The organism is Corallococcus terminator, assembly GCF_049194865.1.
Classification (GTDB): Bacteria; Myxococcota; Myxococcia; order Myxococcales; family Myxococcaceae; genus Myxococcus; species Myxococcus terminator_A.
The window spans coordinates 37,822-57,115 of the sequence record NZ_JBLZWL010000077.1; the positions used below are offsets into that span (position 1 = coordinate 37,822).

Genomic DNA, 19,294 nt, shown 5'->3' on the forward strand with positions numbered 1-19,294 from the left:
ATTGCGTTTCGGCCCTACTCCGCGAGGGGCAGCGTGAAGTGGAACGTGCTGCCAGTGCCAAGGGTGCTCTCCGCCCAGATTCGCCCGCCATGCGCCTCGACGATGCACTTGGAGATGTGCAACCCGAGCCCGTGCTCGCCGCGATGCCGCCCAGCAGCGAGCGGAGGTCATGGCTGACCATCCCGAGAAAATCATCGCGGGTGACCAGTGCGGCGTCGGCCCCCCTGCGCTCGAGCAACAGGTCCTTGTCGGTCTCCTCACGCTCGAAGCGGAGCAACTCCGCGAGGGCTCGCCGCCGCTCGTCGCGCTCGCTGGTCAGTTGAGCGGCCTGCGGGGTGCGCTCCTCAGCCAGGACGCGGTCCTCTGCTGTCCGCTCGACCTCGAGCGCGGCGCTGGAGCCGAGGGTCGTCGTGTCGGCCTTCGCGCGGGCTGTCTTGAGCACCTCATCCGCGCGGTCGTGAGCGCGGGCCAAGACCGCGTCCAGGTCCTCCTCTATCGAGGCCCGCTTCTGTTCCAGCGCTCGATCCGCCCTCGCGCGCTCGCTGCGAAGGCTGTCATCGGTCTGGGTGCGCTCAGGTTGCTTTTGACTCATTTCCGCCCGTCGTAGGACTGCCCCAGGGATGAACACCGCGGTGCCAGGAATGGGAGCGAAGATGTATCCTTGTTAGCGGTTCACGCCCGGCGCCGCTCGTCATGAACGGCGGCGCCGGCCCGCCTTGGATGCGCTACCGTGCTGCCCCATGAGCGAAACGGTCGCGAGTGAATCGCCCCCCCAGGTCTCCCAGCGCGGAGGCGGTTTCATCACCGGTGCGGCCATCTCGCAGGCCCTGGTGGTTCCCTATCTGCTGCTCGCGGGACTCATGGCGGCCGAGATGTCCGCGCTGCTGTCCACGGCGTTGCTGGCCCACGGAGTCGTGGTGGCCGTCGCGGCTGGGTTCCTGTTCCGCCGCAGACTCTGGGCCTGGCGCCTGTCGGCGGCCCTCGCGACCCTGGCCTTCATCGTGGGCGCGGGCGCGACGGTGATGTCGCCAGCCTGGGTAGGGGGGATCCATGCAGCGGGCGCAGCCGCGATCCTGGGCCTCCTGCTCGCGGGCCGCCCCGCCGTCGTCGGCGCACGTCCACCAGGCGCCTCGGAGAGCCTCTCCAGGACGGGCCGGTGAGCTGCCTCGCCGAGCGGTGTCGCGGCGGTGGTGGGACCCGTCCACGCCAGCCGAGCCCAGCCCCGTCACGATTTCGTCCGGACGCAGCCTCTACTTCAAGACCCACTCGGCGCAGACCACCTACTTGAGGATGTTCGCCGTCCACGAGGAGCTGTCGGGCTCCTACAGCTGCGTGCTCGAGGACGTGGGGCCGGATGATCATGGTGACACCGTGGAAACGGCCACGCCTTGGCTCCCGAGCACCCAGGCCATGGGCGTCATGGAGCTGCACACGGACATGGATGTGTTCACCGTGTCCCTGTCGCACGGGGCCTTCCATGGTGTCACCTGCACGTCCCAGAACTCGGCCGTGCCCTGCAAGGTGAAGGTCCTCTCCCCCACGGGAGCGTCCACGGGGGAGCCCACGGGCACGGCCTCCTTCAATGCGACGCATGACGGCACCTATCGGGTGGAGGTGACGTCGACCTTCGCGCAGAACCCCATCGCCCATGCGGCCTATACGCTCCAGTTCGAGACCCTGGGCACGGACGACCACGGGGATGCTCGGGAGTACGCCACTCCGGTGACACCGTCCTCCGTGCCTTTCACGGGACAGCTCTCCGGTGGACTGGACCGGGATGTCTTCTCCTTCACCACCCAGGTAGGACACATCTACCTCTTCAGTTGTGAGGTCGTCCCTGGGTACAGCGTGGGGCCCCACCTGCTGCTCACGAATGGCACCGGGCAGATGGTGGATGTCTATACGTATGTCGAGAACCAGCCGACGCGCGTCTCGGTGGATGCAGCCGCTGTCGCCGAGTACTTCGTGGAGGTGGGCTTCGCGGCGGCCTACGTGGGCCCCTATTCCTGTCGCCTGGAGGACCTGGGCTCCGACGACCACGGGGACACCCTCGTGGACGCGACCGAAGTGCTGCTTCCCTCCCAGCTCACGGGACACTTGGAGACGCGCCTCGACGTGGATGTCTTCTCCTTCTCCATGCGTGCCGGGCACCATTACTCTCTTGAGCGGACGGGAGGCACCGGCAGCGCGGGCGCAGTGAGGCTGAAGAACGCGCAGGGGACGGTGCTCCAGACCCTGTCCGGTGGCTCCACCTTCCTGGCGTCCGAGGAGGCGGTCTACTTCCTGGAGGTGGATGTCGCTCCGTTCGGGCGTGCGGGCACCTTCTCCATCCGGGCCCGTGGCCTGGGACCCGATGACCATGGGGACACACCCGCGACAGCCACTCCGCTCGAACCGGGCCAGCCTGTCTCCGGCGCGTGCTACGTGAGCACGGACGTGGACGTGTTCACCTTCTCCATGGAGGCCAATGCCCTCTACCGGGTGAGCTGCACCGGATGTGACCCGAAACTCGAGTCACCGGCCGGGCCGCTTCGAACTCTCAAGACGACCCAGGGCACCACCCTCAGCTACCACCTGGACGCCGACGCGACGGCTCCGGTCTACGTCGTCGTCAGGTCGGGGCTCTACCAGCTCACGCTGGAGTACCTGGGCAGGGATGACCATGGGGATGACTTGGACCATGCGACGCCCATCACCTATCCGCTGCTGCTGCCCGCTGTGCTGGACTCAATGTTCGACGTGGACGTGTTCTCGCTGCGCCTGCTCGCGGGTCAGGCGCGTCGGGTGAAGGCCACCGCCAGTTTCTGGACGGTGGTGAGTGTGGTGGCCCCGGATGGAACGGAGGTACCCAGGAGCTTCGAGGGGAACTTCACTCCCACCCAATCGGGCCTCCACCACATCCGGATCCGGCCTGACCGCGCCTCCGGGAGCTTCACGTACGGCCCCTACTCACTCATCCTGGACTGAGCACGCCGCCACGCCCACGTTCTGGCGGAAGAATGGCTGGTCGGCCCGGGTCATCAAGAACGAGGAGGATGGCCGATGAGCATGAGCCCCACGCACTGCTCTCGGCCATTGACGACGCGGGCGCGACCGTCGCGAAGCATCGCGTGCCCATGAACCTCAAGTTCAACAGAGACGTCGCCAACGCGTGGGTGCGCGGCGGCTTCCCCGAGTCCTGAAAAGGGGTTTGGTGGCACGTCTCCTGTCTGGCGCGAGGCCCGAGGCGACGCGGGTGGAGACACGCGCGTGGAAGAAATGGCAGTGCAATTTCCGCAAAACATGCGGAATCCGCATCTACGTACTTCCCCGCAGCAAGGTCTGTCGTGAGGACACGCGGCGCGGACGCAAGGTTCCGGGGGCCCCTCCGCTCGAAAGCCAGACGAGCGATGAGCCTGGAATGACAAATGCTAGGGAGACTTCCCATGAAAATCCAAGCATGGGCCCTGGCGGGCATGGTGATTCTGGGCAGCGGCTGCATCTCCAGCATTCGGACCAGCAGCCGCTCATTCCTGGACGCGAAGGAGTCCGAGGCGCTCCTCCAAGGAGGCACGGATGACGCCGCGCGACGCATCACGGAGTTGATGAGCAAGCGCGGCTTCCCGGTGACGGAGAGGCAAGTCCGCAAGGACGGGAGCCTCGTCTACGTCTTCAAGGGACAGCGCACGGCGTTGACCACGGTGTCGGGGTCCGACCTCATCCACGGCTCCACGAACACGGTGGGGTCCATGTTCTTCGTGCTGCTGACGCCACGCGAGGACGGCGTTACCCGGATGGACTTGATCGGCAAGCCCACCTTGGATGGCCGCGCTGTGTGCAGTGACGCCCCGCCCGCCTGGGTGCCGAGCTGCGACGAGAGTGTCGTCGTCGGCTCGCTCTGGCACGGCCGGGACCGGATGACCGGGAAGGATGAGGCGGAGGCCATCCGCGGCATGCTGCTGGAGCTGGAGTTGGGACAGACCAGCGGCCCTGGTGCATTGCTCTCCAAGCCGGAGGCTCCCTCCCAGCCGACCTGCGTTGCCTCGGAACATCCCGACTGGGCGGGCGCCTCGGCCGTCCAGAAGAAGAAGATACTGGAGATGTGCCGAGCGCCGGCCGCCCAGGCCGCCGACGCGAGCTGACACCTTGAAGGGCTCCCCTCGATTTCTGATTGGCCGATAATTCCGAGCTGGATACGGAATCCGCGCCCTCGTCTGGACAGCGTCTTTTTTCACGAGGGTCGCACATGGCACATCCGTCGTTCTCGCGGTTACGAGATGTATTGGGCGTCGCGCTGGGGCTCCTGCTGTCCGTGGGCTGTGGACAGCAGGGCGCCAGTCCTGACGCGACAACAGTCGAAGACAGTCAGGAAGCCGCGATTGCGCGCACGAGGCCCCGGGTCAAGCTCTCCGCGGGGACTCGTCACTCCCTGGCCATCCGCACGAACGGGACGGTCTGGGCCTCGGGAGCCAACCATTCCTCTCAGCTTGGCAGGACCGGTTTCACCAGCACCTCGACGCCCCTCCAGGTACCGGGCGTGACGAACGCCACCTCCGTCGCCGCGGGTGATGAGTCCTCCGTGGCGCTCCTCTCCGCGGGCACCGTCTGGACATGGGGTGCCAACCAGACGGGGCAGTTGGGCGTGCCCACGGGCAGCACGCCGGGCGCGGTGCGCGCCGCCCCGGGCCAGGTTCCGGCAGTTGGGGGGCGGCACAAACACCGCACGGTCGACGCCTCTCCAGGTGACAGGGCTGACGAACGTCGTGGCCCTGTCCGTGGGCCTGATGCATGCGTTGGCCGTCAAATCGGATACCACCGTCTGGACCTGGGGAACGCTCCTGGATGCGCCATTCCCTCAAGACCCCGATCAGCCCGTGCCCATTCAGGTGTCTGGCCTGACGGGATGTGTCGATGTCGCCGCTGGCAAGGTCACCTCCTTCGCCATCAAGTCGAACGGCACGCTGTGGAGCTGGGGCTTCAACACCGCGGGTGAGCTCGGAGATGGAACCCGGATCACGCGGCACGCCCCCGTGCAGGTGCCGGGGTTGACGAACGTCTCGGTGGTCGCGGCCGGCGAAGCGCATGTCCTCTGGGGGTGCAGGAGGTCGTCTCAAGCGGCGAAACGGCCTTTGCCTGGGACGGCAACGGCGTGCTGTGGGCCGCGGGACGCAACTTCTACGGCCAGCGCGGCGACGGCACGACCTACTCTCCCTCGCCCCCCAATCAAGTCGTGGGAATCACCAACGGCGTGACGGCTGTCGCGGCGGGCGACACGCACGCGCTGGCCATCTTGCCGGATGGAACCGTGTGGTCCTGGGGCAAGAACGCCGACGGACAGCTCGGCCGCGGAGCGCCGACCGAGGCCCTCCTCCCTGTCCCATCGCTCCTGGACTGAGCCAGTCCAACCCGCATGAAACCAGGCCCCGGGACGTCGCAGGCCCCGGGACCCCGTGCCTCATCGCATCCAGCGCGCGTGGATCCGGCCGTTGACCACGTCGACGGCCATCCAGTCGTCCGCGAAGGCGGCGGAGCAGTCGCACGGCACGTTCTTCAGGTGCTCCCGAATCAACTGGAGCTTGAAGCCACGCGGCGTCTTCAGGATGGCGACAACGCGCTCCTTCGACTGACCGAGTCGCTGCTTCACGTCGAGCACCTTCCCTGTCGCCGCGTTGATGAGCGCCACGCCCACCCATTCGTACCCGGGACGGTCGTCCCGGGTGAAGAACACCAGCGCGCGGTGGTCATCCACCGCGAAGGCGGAGACGCCACCGCCGACGGACCCCTTCGCTCCGGCGAGCCGGCAGACGGACTTCCCATCCGCGACGTTTGCGATGGAGCCGTACCAGGCCTTCTCCAGCGGCAGCTCGGTCTTCCCTCCCGAGGTCTCCACGAAGGCCCGCATGTCGTCCTCCACGCACTCGCCCGAGGCGGAGTCGAAGGCCACCGAGAACACGTGCGCTCCGACCTGGCACTCCCACCGGAAGTCACAGTCGGCGACCTGCGGCTCGGCGGCTTCCACAGTGACCGCACCGCAGCACAACATCAGCGCCACCCACCCACCGCGCGTCATCGAGTCCTCCGTGCAGGCCCCGGTCGGGCTGCTCAGTGGCCAGCGTCGTAGACCGCGTCGCGGAGGGCAATGGTGAACGCGCCTCACCCGCTCTGCCAGGGTGGGTGAGACAGTCGGAGCCAGGGAGAGCAGGGGGCCCGCGGAGAGAGGCTCCCCTAGTTCCAGGGATAGGCTGGCTCGTAGGTGCTGTGGTCGCTCAGCTCGAAGGGGAGTTTTCCCGTCAGGACGAGCCCTACCTCACGGCCCCGCCGGACGCGGCCGGGGGCTCCGTCCGGGCCGAGTCCTCCGCCCTTGTCGCTCAGGGGGATGCCGATGCGCACGCCCAGGGACGCGTAGATGCCCGTGACGAAAGGGGTGAGCTGCAGCCCCGTGGTGGGCAGGTGCTCCTGGGTTCCCGTGTGGTGGTAGACGCCCAGCTCCAGTCCGCCGAAGACGAGGGTGCCCTGGATGCCGCCGGCGAGGCGGGCGTGCCCCTGGGTCATCCACTGGGCCTGGGCGAAGGCCCCCAGGCTGTGGACGTCGTTCAACCAGTTGAGGCTGGTCTCCAGGCCCAGACCCAAGCGGGGTTTGTCCGTGAGGTCGGTGAGGCTCACGAGCGGGCCGACGGTGAGCCAGCGCTCATCCTTGGGGAAGGAGACTTGTGCCCGCGCCGCGAAGGGGAGGAGGACGAGGAGGAGGGCAGGCAGGAGACGTGGGGACATGGTGTGCGGAGTTGCAACGCGCGGACCCGAGGAAGTCACCTCGGGGATGGGGCAGGGGCGTGTGCAGCGGGGTGTACGGTGCGCAGGGGCTGGCACGAAACGCGGGGGAAGACCTCTTCCCAATCACCGTGCTTGGCCCGCGCGCTCAAGGAGGAGGCGCTGCGTCTCGTTGCCCTCGGTGGTGCCCCCCTCGCGCTCCAGGATGTAGTCGAAGAGTGAGTCCTCGCCCACCGTCACGGGCGCGCCCGCCTTCAGCTCCGGCACGGCCTCCGGCTCGCTGTTCAACACGCCATGGAGCACGCTGCCCTCCCACCGCGTGACGTGGACCCACATCCACTCGATGCCCCCGTCATGGGTGGTGAAGCGGGCCTTCACGAGCAGCTTCGACTCCAGCTCCAGTCCCTCCTGGAAGCGCGGCTTGACGCGCGTGAGCAGGGTCTCCACGGCGCGGCGGCTCGCGGCCAGCAGCTCCGGGTCCTCCTCGACATGGACAATCTCGGCTTGCGTACCGAAGACCTCGGCGATGGCGGCATAAGGGCGCTCCGAGGGGTTGTCGCCAGGCCGCGCCTTGAAGATGATTTCGAGCAGCCGGTTCTCGCCTTCCACGTCGTTCGGGTCCACCGGGAGCAGGCCAATCAAGGTGCGCCGGGGCGCCTCGGGTGGCACCTGCTGCAGCAGGGCCTCGCGATAGGAGGCGAGCTTCAGCGCATCCACGGTGATGGGGAAGACTCCATCCTTTCGGATGGCGGTGCCTTCAAGCATGAGCTGGGCAACGAGGTTCATGAACGTGCCCACCGTGCCAGAGAGCGGCGCTGGGACCTGCTGCACTCCCAGGTCCGGGAGGCCGAAGGTGCCCAGGCCCGCGGTCATGAGCCGTGAAGTGCCGTCCCATTCCGCGTAGACACGGGTGTTGAAGTGGCGCTGAAGAATCGGCTCGCCGCCGTCCCAGCCTTCGAGCCGGCGCTCGTGCCAGCCCTCCACGGAGAAGAACTCCCCGGCATGCTCGTCCCACAGCAGCCCGCCGCTGGCGCGGGCAAGCTCCAGCGCCAGCGCGTGCGCCTGCCGCACCGCCTCGAAAGCCGGGGGCTCGGTGGTGAACTCCAGGACGGTGACGCGCTCTGAGGCCGCGAGCTGCGCCTGCTCCTGGGGCGAGAGGCCACGCGCGGCGAGCTCCAGCATCCTCTGCTCGGGAAGAGGATGGTCCTTCAGGGCCCGCTCCGAGGCGCGCACGGTGGGCAGGGGCGCGCCCTCCCCAGCGAGCCGCAGCGCGGTGAATCGCTCACGCACCAGCTCCTCCACCTTCGGGAGGACTGGGATGCCGGGCTTCGGCGTGTGGACGACGGCGAAGCGGAACGTGGCACGCGGGGAGAAGAGCGGGCCTGGAGGCAGCAGCGGGGGAGTCGACCGGGGAGTCGCCGCCCGGGTGGCACAGCCCGAGAGCACGAGCGCACAGACCACCGCGCCCCAGAACCCCAACCGCCTGGCGGTCACACCACGCACGCTCATCCTCACGCCCTGTCTGAAGAAGGTAGGTGACGGCAACCTACCACCCGGGGATGACGTCGTCGTCACCGTCGGGGCGCGGGTGCGACTTGCTGGCCTGCTAGGATTCGCGCGGCCTCCCCTCCGCACTGAACACCCGACGAACCTTTGAGTGAGGTCAGCACGCATGTTCAAGGACAGCGCCGCTTCAGGACTCGGGTCCGAGTACCGCCCGCTCGACTCTCCTCACCTCGAGAAGCCCCACCCGTTCCTCGCGCGTGCACGGCGGGAGGAGCCGGTGTTCTTCAGCCCGGCGCTGGGGGCGTGGGTGGTGACGCGACATGCGGACATCAGCGCAGTGGTCGCCGATACCGAGCGCTTCTCGTCCGCCGAGTCCATCACCGTGGGCGCCGCGACGACGCCTCCGGAGGTGGTCGCCGCGCTGATGGACGGCTACCCCCTGGTCCCCAGCCTCGTCGACAATGATCCGCCAGCGCATCAGCGCTTCCGGAGCCTCGTCAGCAAGGCCTTCACCGGGCGGCGCCTCACGGAGAAGGAGCCCTTCATCCGCGCCCTCGTGGACGAGCTCATCGACTCCGTCCGGAAGGAGGGGAGGGCGGACCTGTTCCTTCGGTTCGCCCATCCGCTGTCGTCCAGCATCATCGCGGAGATTCTCGGAATCCCTCGCTCGGACATCCACAGGTTCCGGCGCTGGTCCGACGAGCTGACCACGGTCCTCGCGGCGCATGGCCCCCTTGAGCACCAGGTCGCGTGCGCGCGAGGCGTGGTCGACTTCCAGCGCTACCTCGCCGCGGCGCTCGAGGAGCGAAAGACGTCCCCCCGGGAGGACCTGCTGAGCGACATCGTCACCGGCTCTCAGGGGATGACGCCGCCCATGAGCATGGCGGAGCTGGTGAGCATGCTGATGCAGGTGCACTTCGCGGGGCACGAGACGACCGCGGGTCTCATCGTGGGCGCGGTGGAGCTCCTGCTCGAGCACCCGGACCAGCTGCGGGCCCTTCGGGACGACCCGGGCCTCATCGCGGGCGCCGTCGAAGAGGCGGTGCGGATGACCTCCCCCGTGCATGCCATGTTCCGTACCGCGCAGGAGGCAGTGGAGCTGGGGGGCGTTCCCATTCCCAAGGGCGCCCACATCCGAATCGTCTACGCGTCGGCCAACCGCGACGAGGCCCGGTTCCACGAGCCGGAGCGCTTCGACGTTCGGCGGCCTGACGTCAAGAAGCACCTCGCCTTCGGGCAGGGCCTGCATTTCTGCATTGGCGCGCCGCTCGCACGGCTCGAGGCACGCCTGGCGCTGGAGGCCCTGCTCCGGAGTCTCCCGGGGCTCCGGCTCGTGCCAGGGCAGACGCCGGCCTTCTTGAGGAGCGTCACCGTCAGGCGGCACGAGAGCCTCGAGGTTGCTTGGGATGTGCACGCGCCCCAAGAGCGCTGAAGACAGCGCCGAGCCAGCGAGCAGCGTGGCGAGGAGCGCTCGGCCGCGAGGAGGTCGAGCGCGCGGTCGACTTCCGTGGTGCGGGGGAAAGCTCATTCTCTGCTCTGGAAAATGGCCATCGGAGGGTATGAACAACACCTATGAGCGACGAGCGCACACCTGCCGAGCCCGAAGTGATGGAGCCCACGTTCTGGCGGAAGAATGGCTGGTCGGCCCGGGTCATCAAGAACGAGGAGGATGACGGCTGGGCCGTGGAGATCCGCAAGCAGGGGATCGCCGAGCCCGTCCTCATCAGTCCGTGGGTGATGGGCCGCGACAAGAAGAACCCCAAGCCCTTCGATGCGCCAGCGTTCGCGACCTTCGTGAAGACGGCCTCGGAGGTCCTCGACCGCTCCGCGCGACAGCACGACCAGGCCATGACCCGGAAGCTCTCCATCGCCTGGGAGGGCCGCTGGTACGAGGTCCGGCTCGAGCTCGTGGCCGATGAGTATGAGCCCCACGCGCTGCTCGTGGCCATCGACGACGCGGGCGCGACCGTCGCGAAGCACCGCGTGGCCATGAACTTCAAGTTCAACAGAGACGTCGCCAACGCGTGGGTGCGCGGCGGCTTCCCCGAGCCCTGATGAGGCCATCCCCCGAGCAGCTCATGCTCGGGGGATGGCCTCGACCGGGCCGCGCCACCTGCCCAGGGGAAGAGGCTTCACCGACCCTCATTCCCCGTGGGGACCTGCTCCTCTCACGGCGCGGTCAAAAGCCAGGACCGCGGCGGTCATCTCACGAGGATTGACCGCTCCCATCATGAAGATGTCCGGCTTGGGCTGCACGGCCATGATTCCATGATGTTCCACCACCGTGCAGCGCACGGTGATGGGGGACCCGTCCTGCAGGAACACGACATCGTAGACCCCCGTCCCGACAGAGGTAATCGAACGAGGGACCATCACTGTCATCGCCAGACTCCTGCCGCCACGAACTTGTCCATCCAACTGCTCGTCACCCGATACGTGACGCCCGGTAGAGGATCTCTCACGAGAAACCCGCCCTTCACTGACTCGATGACAACCATATGGCCACTGCGACCGCCAGGTGACCATAGCACCGCTCCCATCGGGCCTCGACCCGCAGCGGCCATCGCGTCCGCACCGCCCCCAAACCATCCCCCCTGCCACCCTCCGCCAAGGCTTTCGGCAAGCGCCTCGGGAGTCGACCATTCTCCGAGCTCCGCGAGGAATGCCGCTTCGCTCTTCGCCCCTCCGGTCAACATCTCGCCGCAGGCCGAGACACAGGACCCGGGGCGACTCTGGGAGACAGCTCCCCCGGGTTGGACGTCCATGGCCTCATCCGCCCACGGACCGGACCCTCCGCCAACCCTCCCTCTGGCACGCGCGGCCGACATGACCGCGTTCGCCGCACGGCCTCCATGGGCCTGCCCCATCGCGAACGCTGGCTTCGCCAGTCTTCCGCTGGCCACACCTCCCACCACGGCTCCCACGCCGAAGTAGTCGCTCGCGGTGCCTTGGCCGTTGTAGATGCGCTCACCGCTGTCCCAGAGCGCCTTCGCGCCTCCATTCACGAGCTGATAGGCGCCAACGGCCGCCATCCCCAGGCCACCCACCACCGCGCATGGCACGCAGATGGCGGCAATGGCCCCGAGTGCATACGCGGCTCCCACGCCCATTCCCGCGCCAGCAATCAGCCCGGCCACACCGTAGGCCCCCGCCTCCACTCCGGAGACGCGGCTGCCGTTCGGGTCAGCGGTTCCCGCGGCGGACTTGCCACCCGTCCCGGACCCGGAGATCAAGATTTCATACTCTCCCGGCTCGAAGACCGACGACTCCGCGTAGATGACGAGGCCACTCTCCGCGGGCCAGACCTGGGTCTCGGAGTTCGCGATGATGGTGTCGTCGTCGAAATCGAATCGGGCAATCACGGGCCCCCACGCGTCCTCGGCCTCGAAGCCCGTGGGGTCCGTGAAGGACAGTGGGTTGTTGAGGACGTAGCTGTAGCGATTCAGGGACTGCCCGAAGAGCGGCGCCTGGACCACCGGGTCCGGGCTCAGGAAGCGGCCCAGCTTCGGGTCATACATCCGGCCCTTCATGTTGATGAGCCCCAGCTCGTCGTCCTCCTCATGGCCGGTGAAGCCCAGGCGTGGATTCGCGGGGCTCCCGTTGTAGGCCAGGGCCGGATTCGACGCGTTCTTCCTCAAGCCAAAGGGGTCATGCTTGTAGTGGGCGAGCACCACGCCCCCCGAGGCCGTGACCGACTCCACCGAGCCCAGGTTGTCCGTATGGAGATAGGCCACGGTCTCCGCGCCTGGCGTCGGGACGTCCGTCCACTCCACCTGCGCCGCCACGCCCGTGCCACCCGGCACGTAGAAGACGTGAGCCGTCGTGGTGTCGGGCTTCGTCCGCTTCTCGTACATCCCGCCCACGTACACCGTGCGGTTGCCCTGGTTGTCCTGCTTGAAGGTCCGGCGCTGGCTCGCGTCGTAGCCGAACGTCCATTCCCTCGGCCCCTCCGTCACGCGGCTGGGCAGGTTGAAGTAGGTGTACTCCAGCTCCCGCAGCCCTCCCGCGCCCAGCTGCCGCTGGTTGAGGTTGCCATTGCCGTCATACGCATAGTGGTCCGTCCCCACGCTCGTCACCGCGTGCGGCCCCGCCGTCCCTGTCCCATACGTGTAGGTGGCTTCCGCGAAGGGTGCCTGGGACGCGGTCCCCAGCCGCGAGGAGCGGTAGCTCAGGTTGCCCAGCACGTCGTAGTTGTACTGGAACACCGCGTTGTTACACCCCTTGCTCACCTGCCACTGCTTCAGCCGATCCACCCCGTCGTACTGGAAGGACTCAGCCACCTGGGTCAGCCGGTCAACCCGGCTCTTCAGGTTGCCATTGGCCTCGTAGTCATACGCCAGCTGTTGCACGGCGCCGGCCGCGCCCGACGTTTCGATGAAGCGCAGTTGGTTGAGCGCGTCGTAGCGGCGCGTCGACGTCACGCCATTTCCGAACGCCTCACCCGTCAACAGTCCCGCCGCATTGTGCGACGTGGCCGTCCAGTAGGCGTGGCCCGTGTTGATGTTCTGCACCGAGCTGAGGTGACCGTAGCCGGTGTAGTTGAAGACCACGCCCATCCGTGCGCGTCCCGCCACCTCCGGATACCCCAGCGTCTGGATCCGGCCCTGGGCGTCATACGTCGTGCTCAGCCGGTACTCCTGTCCCTGGATGCTCCACCGCTCCTGCACCGGCCGGCTCAGCGCGTCGTACTCATGTGTCTGCACCACGCCGTCCGGTGAGGTGGCGGTGTGCAGCGCGCCCAGGCCATTCACCGCGGTGTCCCAGACGAAGGACGTCACCTGGGCTGGACTCCCCGAGGCCGCCGGCTGGTTCGACAGCGAGACTCCCCGGCCCATTCCGTCGTACTCGCTGCTGACGGTGTTGCCATTGCCGTCCGTCTGCGACCGCACGTCGCCGAAGGCCGAGTACCAGGTCCGGCGGAGGCCGGAGTCCGGGTCGTCGAGCAGGGTGCGGCGTCCCAGCCGGTCGAACTCCAGCAGGGTCGCGTTGCTGGACGCATCGATGACCCGCCGGGGCAGCCCGAAAGGCCCATACTCGTACTGGGTGAGGATGGTGCCGGAGGACATGACGTTGGCGCTCCGCACCACCCGTCCCAGCCCGTCCTCGACCACGTAGCCATGGTTGCGCTTCTCGTCCCAGGAGAGCGTCTTCAGCCCCTCGTGCTTCTTCTCCTGGTACGTCCCGTCGGGGTTGCGCACGAAGCGCAGCCGTCCACGCTTGTCGTACTCGAAGCGCTGCTTCAGCACGGGCCCCAGCTCGGTGCGCGGCATGGACGCGGTCTCCACCCGGCCCAGCCCGTCATACTCCAGCTCCACCAGCGTCCAGCCGCCATCGAAGCCGCGCGTGCGACGCCGGATCTCTCGGCCCAGCGAGTCATAGCGAACCAGCGACTCGTTCCCATTCCGGAGGCATGTGGCGAAGTCGAGCCCATGGGCGTTCGACCCGCACGTCGCGAGGTCCACGTCGCGGGCGGTGATGAGCGGCCGGCCATACTCTTCCGAATAGCTGAGGGTGGCGTCCGCCGTGTCCGGACCATCCTCGGCGCGCGGGCGACCCCAGGCATCGTAGTACCACCGCGTCCGCACTCCGTTGGGGTTCTGCTGGAGGGTCGGCACCCCCAGGGCGCGCTGGTACGCATAGTCCGTGCGGAGGACCGGCCCATTCGGGTCATCCGGAGCGGGATAGGCAAGCTGGGCCGACACGAACATGCGCTCGGCCGCGTCGTATTGGAGCTCCGTGCGCCGCTTGCGCGCCGCGGTGTCGGTGGTCTCCAGCCGGGTCACGAGGCCCAGTGCGTTGTAGGTGAACTCCGACTGCAGCCACACGTCCTCGCGCTCGGGCGACACCGCGTCCGGCTCCACGAAGACCCTGCGCGGCAGGTTCGACGTCGGCTGACACGAAGCCCCGTCGCAATACTCATACGCCTTCGTCCGGGTGACCGATGACGCTCCAGGCACCGTGCTCGTCACGGACTGCCGGCGCAGCAGGCCCAGCAGGTGACTGCCCGCCACCGGGTAGTTGTCGTACGTGGAGACCGTCACCAGGCTGGTGCCGTCGGGCGCGTCCTCCTCATGGCGCGTGAGGTTGCCGTATGCGTCATACTCGTTCGTCGACTCCTGATGACGCACGGTTCCGTATCCCGCGCTCACCTCGTTCTCGGTGACTCGCGACACATACGGGAAGACGACCTTACCGGCCGCCTTCGACTGGTAGGCGTACTCGAGGTTGCGCTGGAACGAGTCCTCCACTCCGGGGGCCAGCGTCACCGTCGTCTGCTCCTCGTAGGGCCGGTGCGCCTCCAGGTAGAAGCCAAGGGTGCGCTGGTCATTGTGGTAGCGCGAGGTCGTCTGCTTCGCGGCGTCCAGGTCATGCACGGTGCGACTGGAGAACCCCAGCCAGCCGCGCCCCAGCAGGTCCGTTCGCCCTCCCGCGTAGGTGTACGAGAAGTCACGAGTGGCGGAGTCCCAGCCCGTCTCGGCATGGCGGACCACGAGCCACTGTGCCCGCATGTTGCACGACTGCGGATGGACGCAGGTGCCCGGCGTGTGGTGGTTCGCCACCGAGGACGGCGAGACAAAGGTCGTCGCCTCGAAGGTCACCGTGGCCGTGTTGTTCAACCCATCCGTCACCTGCTTCAGCACGTCCGGCTTGTAGGCATTGCGCAGATACAGGACGAACTGTCCGCCCTCCATCTGGATGATGTCGGTCAGCCCATCTCCATTGGCATCCAGGAGCTGGGTGAACTTCATTCCCCAGCCAGAGCCCTTGTACGAGTACATCGCCGGGTCATCCGCGCTGACGGACTGGAGATTGCCTCTTCCCGTGGGCTGTCCCACCGGGATGGCCAGGTTCCGCACGGTGAAGCCCGTCCCGTTCGACTCGAGCACCACATGATGCAGGCGCGTCGCCGGTCCCGGGTCCACGCCATAGCTGGAGTCCGTCAGCAACAGGTCCTGCTTGCCATCCAGGTTGAAGTCCATCACCCGCACGCCTGTATCCGTGAAGCGGTGCTGCGGATGGATTCGCGAGAAGCTCACCTGCGCGCCCGGTGGCAGGGTCTGCGTCACGGGTGGGGAGAAGCCATTGCCTGTGTTGATGGAGATCATCAGGCTGCCCCCGTCCGTCAGGCCCTGACGCTCGCGCTTCGCGCTGACCGAGTCGGGCAGCCCGTCGCCGTTGATATCCATGAACCAGTGTTGTCTGTGGATGAGGTTGCCCTCGACCCCCATCACCGGCAATGCCGGCAGGGTCGTGGTGAGCTTCTTGCCGATGACCCCGGGCCCCGTGCGGCCGATTGCCACGAAGAAGCGGGAGAAGCTGTCGAACAGGTTGGACTGGGGCTCGCGAACCAGCAGCTCCACGGCACCATCCCCGTCCACATCCACCGCATAGCCAGCATGGTCCAGTCCCGCCCCCACGCTCGTGCGCTGATGTGTCGCCGGGAACACCGGCGCGCCCCCGCTGGCGACCCCCGTCATCCGAGCACCCCACTCGTAGGGCAGGGAGCTCCCGCTGGCGCGAGTCAACGAGCGCACGACATCCGGATAGCCGTTCCCATCCAGGTCCGCCAGGTGCATCGCCGGGGTGCGCACCGGCTTCGTCTGGTCGAACCAGAAGTCGTAGATGTCGTCCTGCGTCCCGGTAAAGCCTGTCCCATTGGAGAGGAAGAACTCGTAGCGGCCGTGGGTCCCACTCTCCACGTCGGGCAGGAACAATCCGACGACGTCCACCTTGCCGTCGTTGTTGAGGTCGACGGTGCGCAGGTCATCCGCGCCATCGCCACTCAGGGACTCGGGCAGCGTCGACATCTGCGTCGCCGGTCCGAAGTCGCGGCCATTCGTGTTGAGGCGGGCGTACCACTTCGGCGGCAGGCGCCGTCCTCCGGAGACGGTACTGGCGCGGTACATGATGTCGTCCCGCCCGTCGCCGTTGATATCCAACGTCTGCAACGTCCAGAAGTCCGGCGCCGAGTAGAACCCCTCCTCATCCAGGGTGTTGGAATACGCAAGCGGTGAGGGCGTCGCGCCGGACACCGGCACGCGCAGGAAGTAGTCGTCTCCCTCCTCGGGCAGGGCTTCGCGACCGTGCCCGGGCCCGCTCAGCTCCCAGGTGAAGGCGGTGGGCCGCTTGCAATGGCTGTTCGCATCACACTCCTGGAGCGTCGCCAGCAGGCTTCGTCCGGAGATGCTGTCGTTGCGATAGGCGAGGCGATAGGACCGCAGTGCCTCCGGGCCCCCGCCAGGACCGTGCATCGCAATCGACTCGAGCCGTCGGACACCGACCAGCTTGAGCCCTGACACGAACCGCTCGATGCGGTCGGGACGCTCGGTCATCTCCTGGTAGTGGAACAACACCGCGCGGCCTGGAGTCGCGACCGAGGCGTCCGTGGTGGACCCGGTGTAGCGCAGGGCCACCGGCAGCTGCTCGTAGGCGTAGCCCTGGCTCGAGTTGCCGTGTACGCGCAACTGGTACTCCAGGGACATGAAGTTGCCCTTCCTGTCCCGCATCCGCGACAGGGACCAGCCATAGCGCACGCTCTGCGCGGTGTGGTTTCCCACCACCGAGGAGTCACCGCTGTTGCTGGAGGCGGGCACGAAGTTCATCCGGTAGCCTTCAATCCGGGAGGTGCCGTCCTTGCCATACTCGAGCACCAGCCCATTCTTGAGCTGCACCTCGAACCACTGGGGCCCCAGGCCGTCCGCCTGCTTCGCGACGATATGGGAGAACTCCTCCACCTCCGTGGCGTAGGTCTTCTCACCTCCGCTGGTGGTCCCCACCTGCACCAGGCGCTTTCCATCCAGGCAGAGGGCATCCGTGCTGTCGAACATGACCGGGCCCGGCGCGGTATCCTGGACGGTCGTCTTGCCGCACCGGGTGATTTGAGACAGGCCCCCGAGGCCCCAGCCCACGCCCAGCAGGCCATTGCCTCCCCGGCTGTTGTAGTTGAGTGACAGCGAAGGCTGGATTCCAGCGCGCCCCTGGGGCACCCACAGCGGCACCTTGTAGGTGGCCGCTCCATCCGCCGTCACGTCGAAGCTTCCCGCCAGGGTGCCGGGGACGAGCCCGGCGCCGTCGAGCTCGCTCCGGACCACCGCGTTCCCCGGCGGCGGCAGCTCCTCGTCTCCGGTCAGCGGCGCATGCTGGTGCGCCACCTCCCCGGGCGTCGAGGACCGCGGCGCCTCCACCCCGTAACCACAGGAGACCGCCAGTTGCGTGCTGTACATCAGCAGCGTCAGCATCGAAAGAATGCGTTTCATCGCAGCACCTTGAATCGGGGGCGGCTCCGGACTCCGCCGGCCCCCTTTGACAATCCATTGGCAGGAGTCGCTGCTCCCCGGGAGGCCCGGGACTCACCAGGGAGCGGGAATGCGCCTCAGCCTCCGCCAGGATTGCCCTGGCACATGCCGCCGGCCTTGCAGGTCATTCCCGTCGGGCAGGTGCCGCAGGACCTGAGCCCGCCGCAGCCATTCGAGACGCTGCCGCACTCACGCTCTCCACAGACTTCGTAGGCGGGCGCCGGCGTGCAGCCGCAGGCATACGGCGTCCCTCCGCCTCCACACGAGTTGTGGCCGGAGCAGGACCCGCAGGTGTACGTCCCGCCGCAGCCATTGGACACAGAGCCGCAGCTCTTTCCCGCGCACGCCGTGGCCTCCGGGATGGTGGTGCAGCCGCACACGTTCGCGGTTCCTCCGCCGCCACACGTCTGGGGGCTGGTGCAGGTGCCACCCGTGGGGCCGCAGATGTACGTCCCGCCGCAGCCATTGGGCACGGTGCCGCAGTTCTTTCCCGCGCATGCCACGGCCTGTGACGTCGGTGTGCAGCCGCACACGTTCTCCGTGCCGCCCCCGCCACACGTCTGGGGGCTGGTGCAGCCACCGCACTGGTAGCTCCCGGTGCACCCGTTCGACACGGTGCCGCACTTGCCCTGGCACGCCTGCGTCTGGGTCAGCGGCGTGCAGGCGCCACTGCAGACGTTGGGCGTCCCATCCCCGCCGCACGTCTTCCCCGCCGCGCACGTCCCACACTCGAGCGGCCAGCCACAGCCGTCGTCGATGGTGCCGCAGTTCTTCCCCTGCTGCACGCAGGACTGGGGCTGGCATGCGCACACTTCCGAGCCCGGCAGGCACACGTCCCCTTCGTCGATGCTGCCGTCACAGTCGTCATCCGCTCCGTTGCAGCCCTCCGTCGGCGCGGTGCAGGCGCCCCAGTAGCGGACCGTATATCCGCCCGCCATCTCCGTCCGACACGACTGCGAGGTGCCCGGGCAGACGCCCGCGCCGCTCTGGCATTCGCGGGTCAGGCTTCCGCCGGCCTGTCCGGAGAGGTTGTCGACGACTCCGTCGTAGTCGTCATCACACCCGTTGCAGTCCTCCAGCCCTGGCACCGGGGGCTGGCAGGCGCCCCTGGAGCCGTCCGCGCGACATGCCGCCGTGGCCCCATAACACCGGTCCTCGAACGGGCTCCAGCAGGAGACTCGCGCCCCCGCCTGGTAGATGCATTGGAACGCGCCGCTCGTGCAGGTGCTCGTGCCGGGGCAGGTGTCGCCGCTCTGGCATGAGCCATTGGTCAGGGGGCCGTTGTTGGTGGCGTTCTCGTCCACCTGCGTGTCCCCGTCGTCGTCGCAGCCATTGCACAGCTCTGCCCGATAGGCCGTACACGAGCCGGCGATGACCTCACCTCCGCCGGACTCCATGCTGGAGCCCTGCGTACAGGTCCTCGTTCCATTGCGCCCGCACACCGCACAGGAAATGGTGGACTCCCCCGTGAACGAGCAGGGGCCCCACTGTCTCCCTTCGCAAGTCATTGTCCCCTTGCATCCATTCGCGGAGCAGGTGTCCATCGCGCCGTCCACACATGCGGCGCGGGCCTCTCCCGCAAGGAGCAAGGCGATACACGCTACGACGAGGCCCAGGCAGCGATTCAACGGATGAAGCAGAGACATGAGGTCGGCTCTGTGCGGACGCGACAAACCGCGCCGTCGGACGGCTCGGCCCTGTCGTGAGGATGGTATGGACGGCGCTACGCGCTTCTGGATTGCCAA

Annotated in this window: 16 protein-coding genes and 1 pseudogene; 10 read left to right on the forward strand and 7 right to left on the reverse strand. The window is 67.7% G+C overall.

Annotation, left to right across the window (positions count from 1 at the left end):
- Positions 1–14: 14 nt before the first annotated feature.
- Positions 15–137 (reverse strand): annotated as a pseudogene (locus tag ACN469_RS24935) (sensor histidine kinase); the annotation flags it as partial.
- A 32-nt stretch (positions 138–169) separates the two neighbouring features.
- Between ACN469_RS24935 and ACN469_RS24940 the strand changes: the two are divergent.
- The 8 genes from ACN469_RS24940 to ACN469_RS24975 all read left to right on the forward strand — a co-directional run bounded on the left by ACN469_RS24940 (position 170) and on the right by ACN469_RS24975 (position 5,374).
- On the forward strand, positions 170–607 hold the full coding sequence (locus tag ACN469_RS24940) for a hypothetical protein (RefSeq protein WP_498771453.1): 438 nt from the start codon (positions 170–172) through the stop codon (positions 605–607).
- 133 nt (positions 608–740) lie between these two features.
- Positions 741–1,160, forward strand: coding sequence for a hypothetical protein (locus tag ACN469_RS24945; RefSeq protein ID WP_498771455.1), 420 nt, complete (start codon positions 741–743; stop codon positions 1,158–1,160).
- Positions 1,161–1,176: 16 nt separating this feature from the next.
- The gene (locus tag ACN469_RS24950; protein WP_498771457.1) at positions 1,177–2,967 is read left to right on the forward strand and encodes a hypothetical protein; all 1,791 of its coding nucleotides are present in this window, start codon (positions 1,177–1,179) and stop codon (positions 2,965–2,967) included.
- Between the two features lie 68 nt (positions 2,968–3,035).
- Complete coding sequence (locus ACN469_RS24955; protein WP_498771459.1) at positions 3,036–3,182, forward strand: hypothetical protein; 147 nt, start codon at positions 3,036–3,038, stop codon at positions 3,180–3,182.
- A 243-nt stretch (positions 3,183–3,425) separates the two neighbouring features.
- The gene (locus tag ACN469_RS24960; RefSeq protein WP_498771461.1) at positions 3,426–4,121 is read left to right on the forward strand and encodes a hypothetical protein; all 696 of its coding nucleotides are present in this window, start codon (positions 3,426–3,428) and stop codon (positions 4,119–4,121) included.
- A 104-nt stretch (positions 4,122–4,225) separates the two neighbouring features.
- Positions 4,226–4,972 carry an RCC1 domain-containing protein gene (locus ACN469_RS24965; RefSeq protein ID WP_498771463.1) on the forward strand — a complete coding sequence of 249 codons (747 nt, stop codon included), beginning with the start codon at positions 4,226–4,228 and terminating at the stop codon, positions 4,970–4,972.
- Positions 4,866–5,231, forward strand: a complete 366-nt coding sequence (locus tag ACN469_RS24970; protein ID WP_498771464.1) for a hypothetical protein — start codon at positions 4,866–4,868, stop codon at positions 5,229–5,231. Before ACN469_RS24965 ends, ACN469_RS24970 begins: the two co-directional genes overlap by 107 nt.
- Positions 5,129–5,374, forward strand: coding sequence for a hypothetical protein (locus tag ACN469_RS24975; RefSeq protein WP_498771466.1), 246 nt, complete (start codon positions 5,129–5,131; stop codon positions 5,372–5,374). Before ACN469_RS24970 ends, ACN469_RS24975 begins: the two co-directional genes overlap by 103 nt.
- Positions 5,375–5,434: 60 nt before the next feature.
- Here ACN469_RS24975 and ACN469_RS24980 read toward each other — a convergent pair whose 3' ends face one another.
- The 3 genes from ACN469_RS24980 to ACN469_RS24990 form a co-directional block, all read right to left on the reverse strand.
- Positions 5,435–6,049 carry a hypothetical protein gene (locus ACN469_RS24980; protein ID WP_498771467.1) on the reverse strand — a complete coding sequence of 205 codons (615 nt, stop codon included), beginning with the start codon at positions 6,047–6,049 and terminating at the stop codon, positions 5,435–5,437.
- Between the two features lie 155 nt (positions 6,050–6,204).
- Positions 6,205–6,750 (reverse strand): hypothetical protein, encoded by a 546-nt coding sequence (locus tag ACN469_RS24985; protein WP_498771469.1) that lies wholly within the window; start codon positions 6,748–6,750, stop codon positions 6,205–6,207.
- 123 nt (positions 6,751–6,873) lie between these two features.
- Positions 6,874–8,250, reverse strand: a complete 1,377-nt coding sequence (locus ACN469_RS24990; protein WP_498771471.1) for a DUF2314 domain-containing protein — start codon at positions 8,248–8,250, stop codon at positions 6,874–6,876.
- Between the two features lie 169 nt (positions 8,251–8,419).
- Here ACN469_RS24990 and ACN469_RS24995 point away from each other — a divergent pair, with 169 nt between their 5' ends.
- Together ACN469_RS24995 and ACN469_RS25000 are read left to right on the forward strand one after the other, a co-directional pair.
- On the forward strand, positions 8,420–9,685 hold the full coding sequence (locus ACN469_RS24995; RefSeq protein ID WP_498771473.1) for a cytochrome P450: 1,266 nt from the start codon (positions 8,420–8,422) through the stop codon (positions 9,683–9,685).
- A 140-nt stretch (positions 9,686–9,825) separates the two neighbouring features.
- Positions 9,826–10,308 carry a hypothetical protein gene (locus ACN469_RS25000; RefSeq protein WP_498771475.1) on the forward strand — a complete coding sequence of 161 codons (483 nt, stop codon included), beginning with the start codon at positions 9,826–9,828 and terminating at the stop codon, positions 10,306–10,308.
- Between the two features lie 87 nt (positions 10,309–10,395).
- Here the strand turns inward: ACN469_RS25000 and ACN469_RS25005 are convergent, their stop codons facing one another.
- The 3 genes from ACN469_RS25005 to ACN469_RS25015 all read right to left on the reverse strand — a co-directional run bounded on the left by ACN469_RS25005 (position 10,396) and on the right by ACN469_RS25015 (position 18,946).
- The gene (locus tag ACN469_RS25005; protein WP_498771477.1) at positions 10,396–10,635 is read right to left on the reverse strand and encodes a hypothetical protein; all 240 of its coding nucleotides are present in this window, start codon (positions 10,633–10,635) and stop codon (positions 10,396–10,398) included.
- Positions 10,632–17,510 (reverse strand): RHS repeat-associated core domain-containing protein, encoded by a 6,879-nt coding sequence (locus ACN469_RS25010; protein WP_498771479.1) that lies wholly within the window; start codon positions 17,508–17,510, stop codon positions 10,632–10,634. The genes ACN469_RS25005 and ACN469_RS25010 overlap by 4 nt, the downstream gene beginning before the upstream one ends.
- A gap of 116 nt (positions 17,511–17,626) precedes the next feature.
- Positions 17,627–18,946, reverse strand: coding sequence for a hypothetical protein (locus ACN469_RS25015; protein ID WP_498771481.1), 1,320 nt, complete (start codon positions 18,944–18,946; stop codon positions 17,627–17,629).
- Positions 18,947–19,294: the final 348 nt, after the last annotated feature.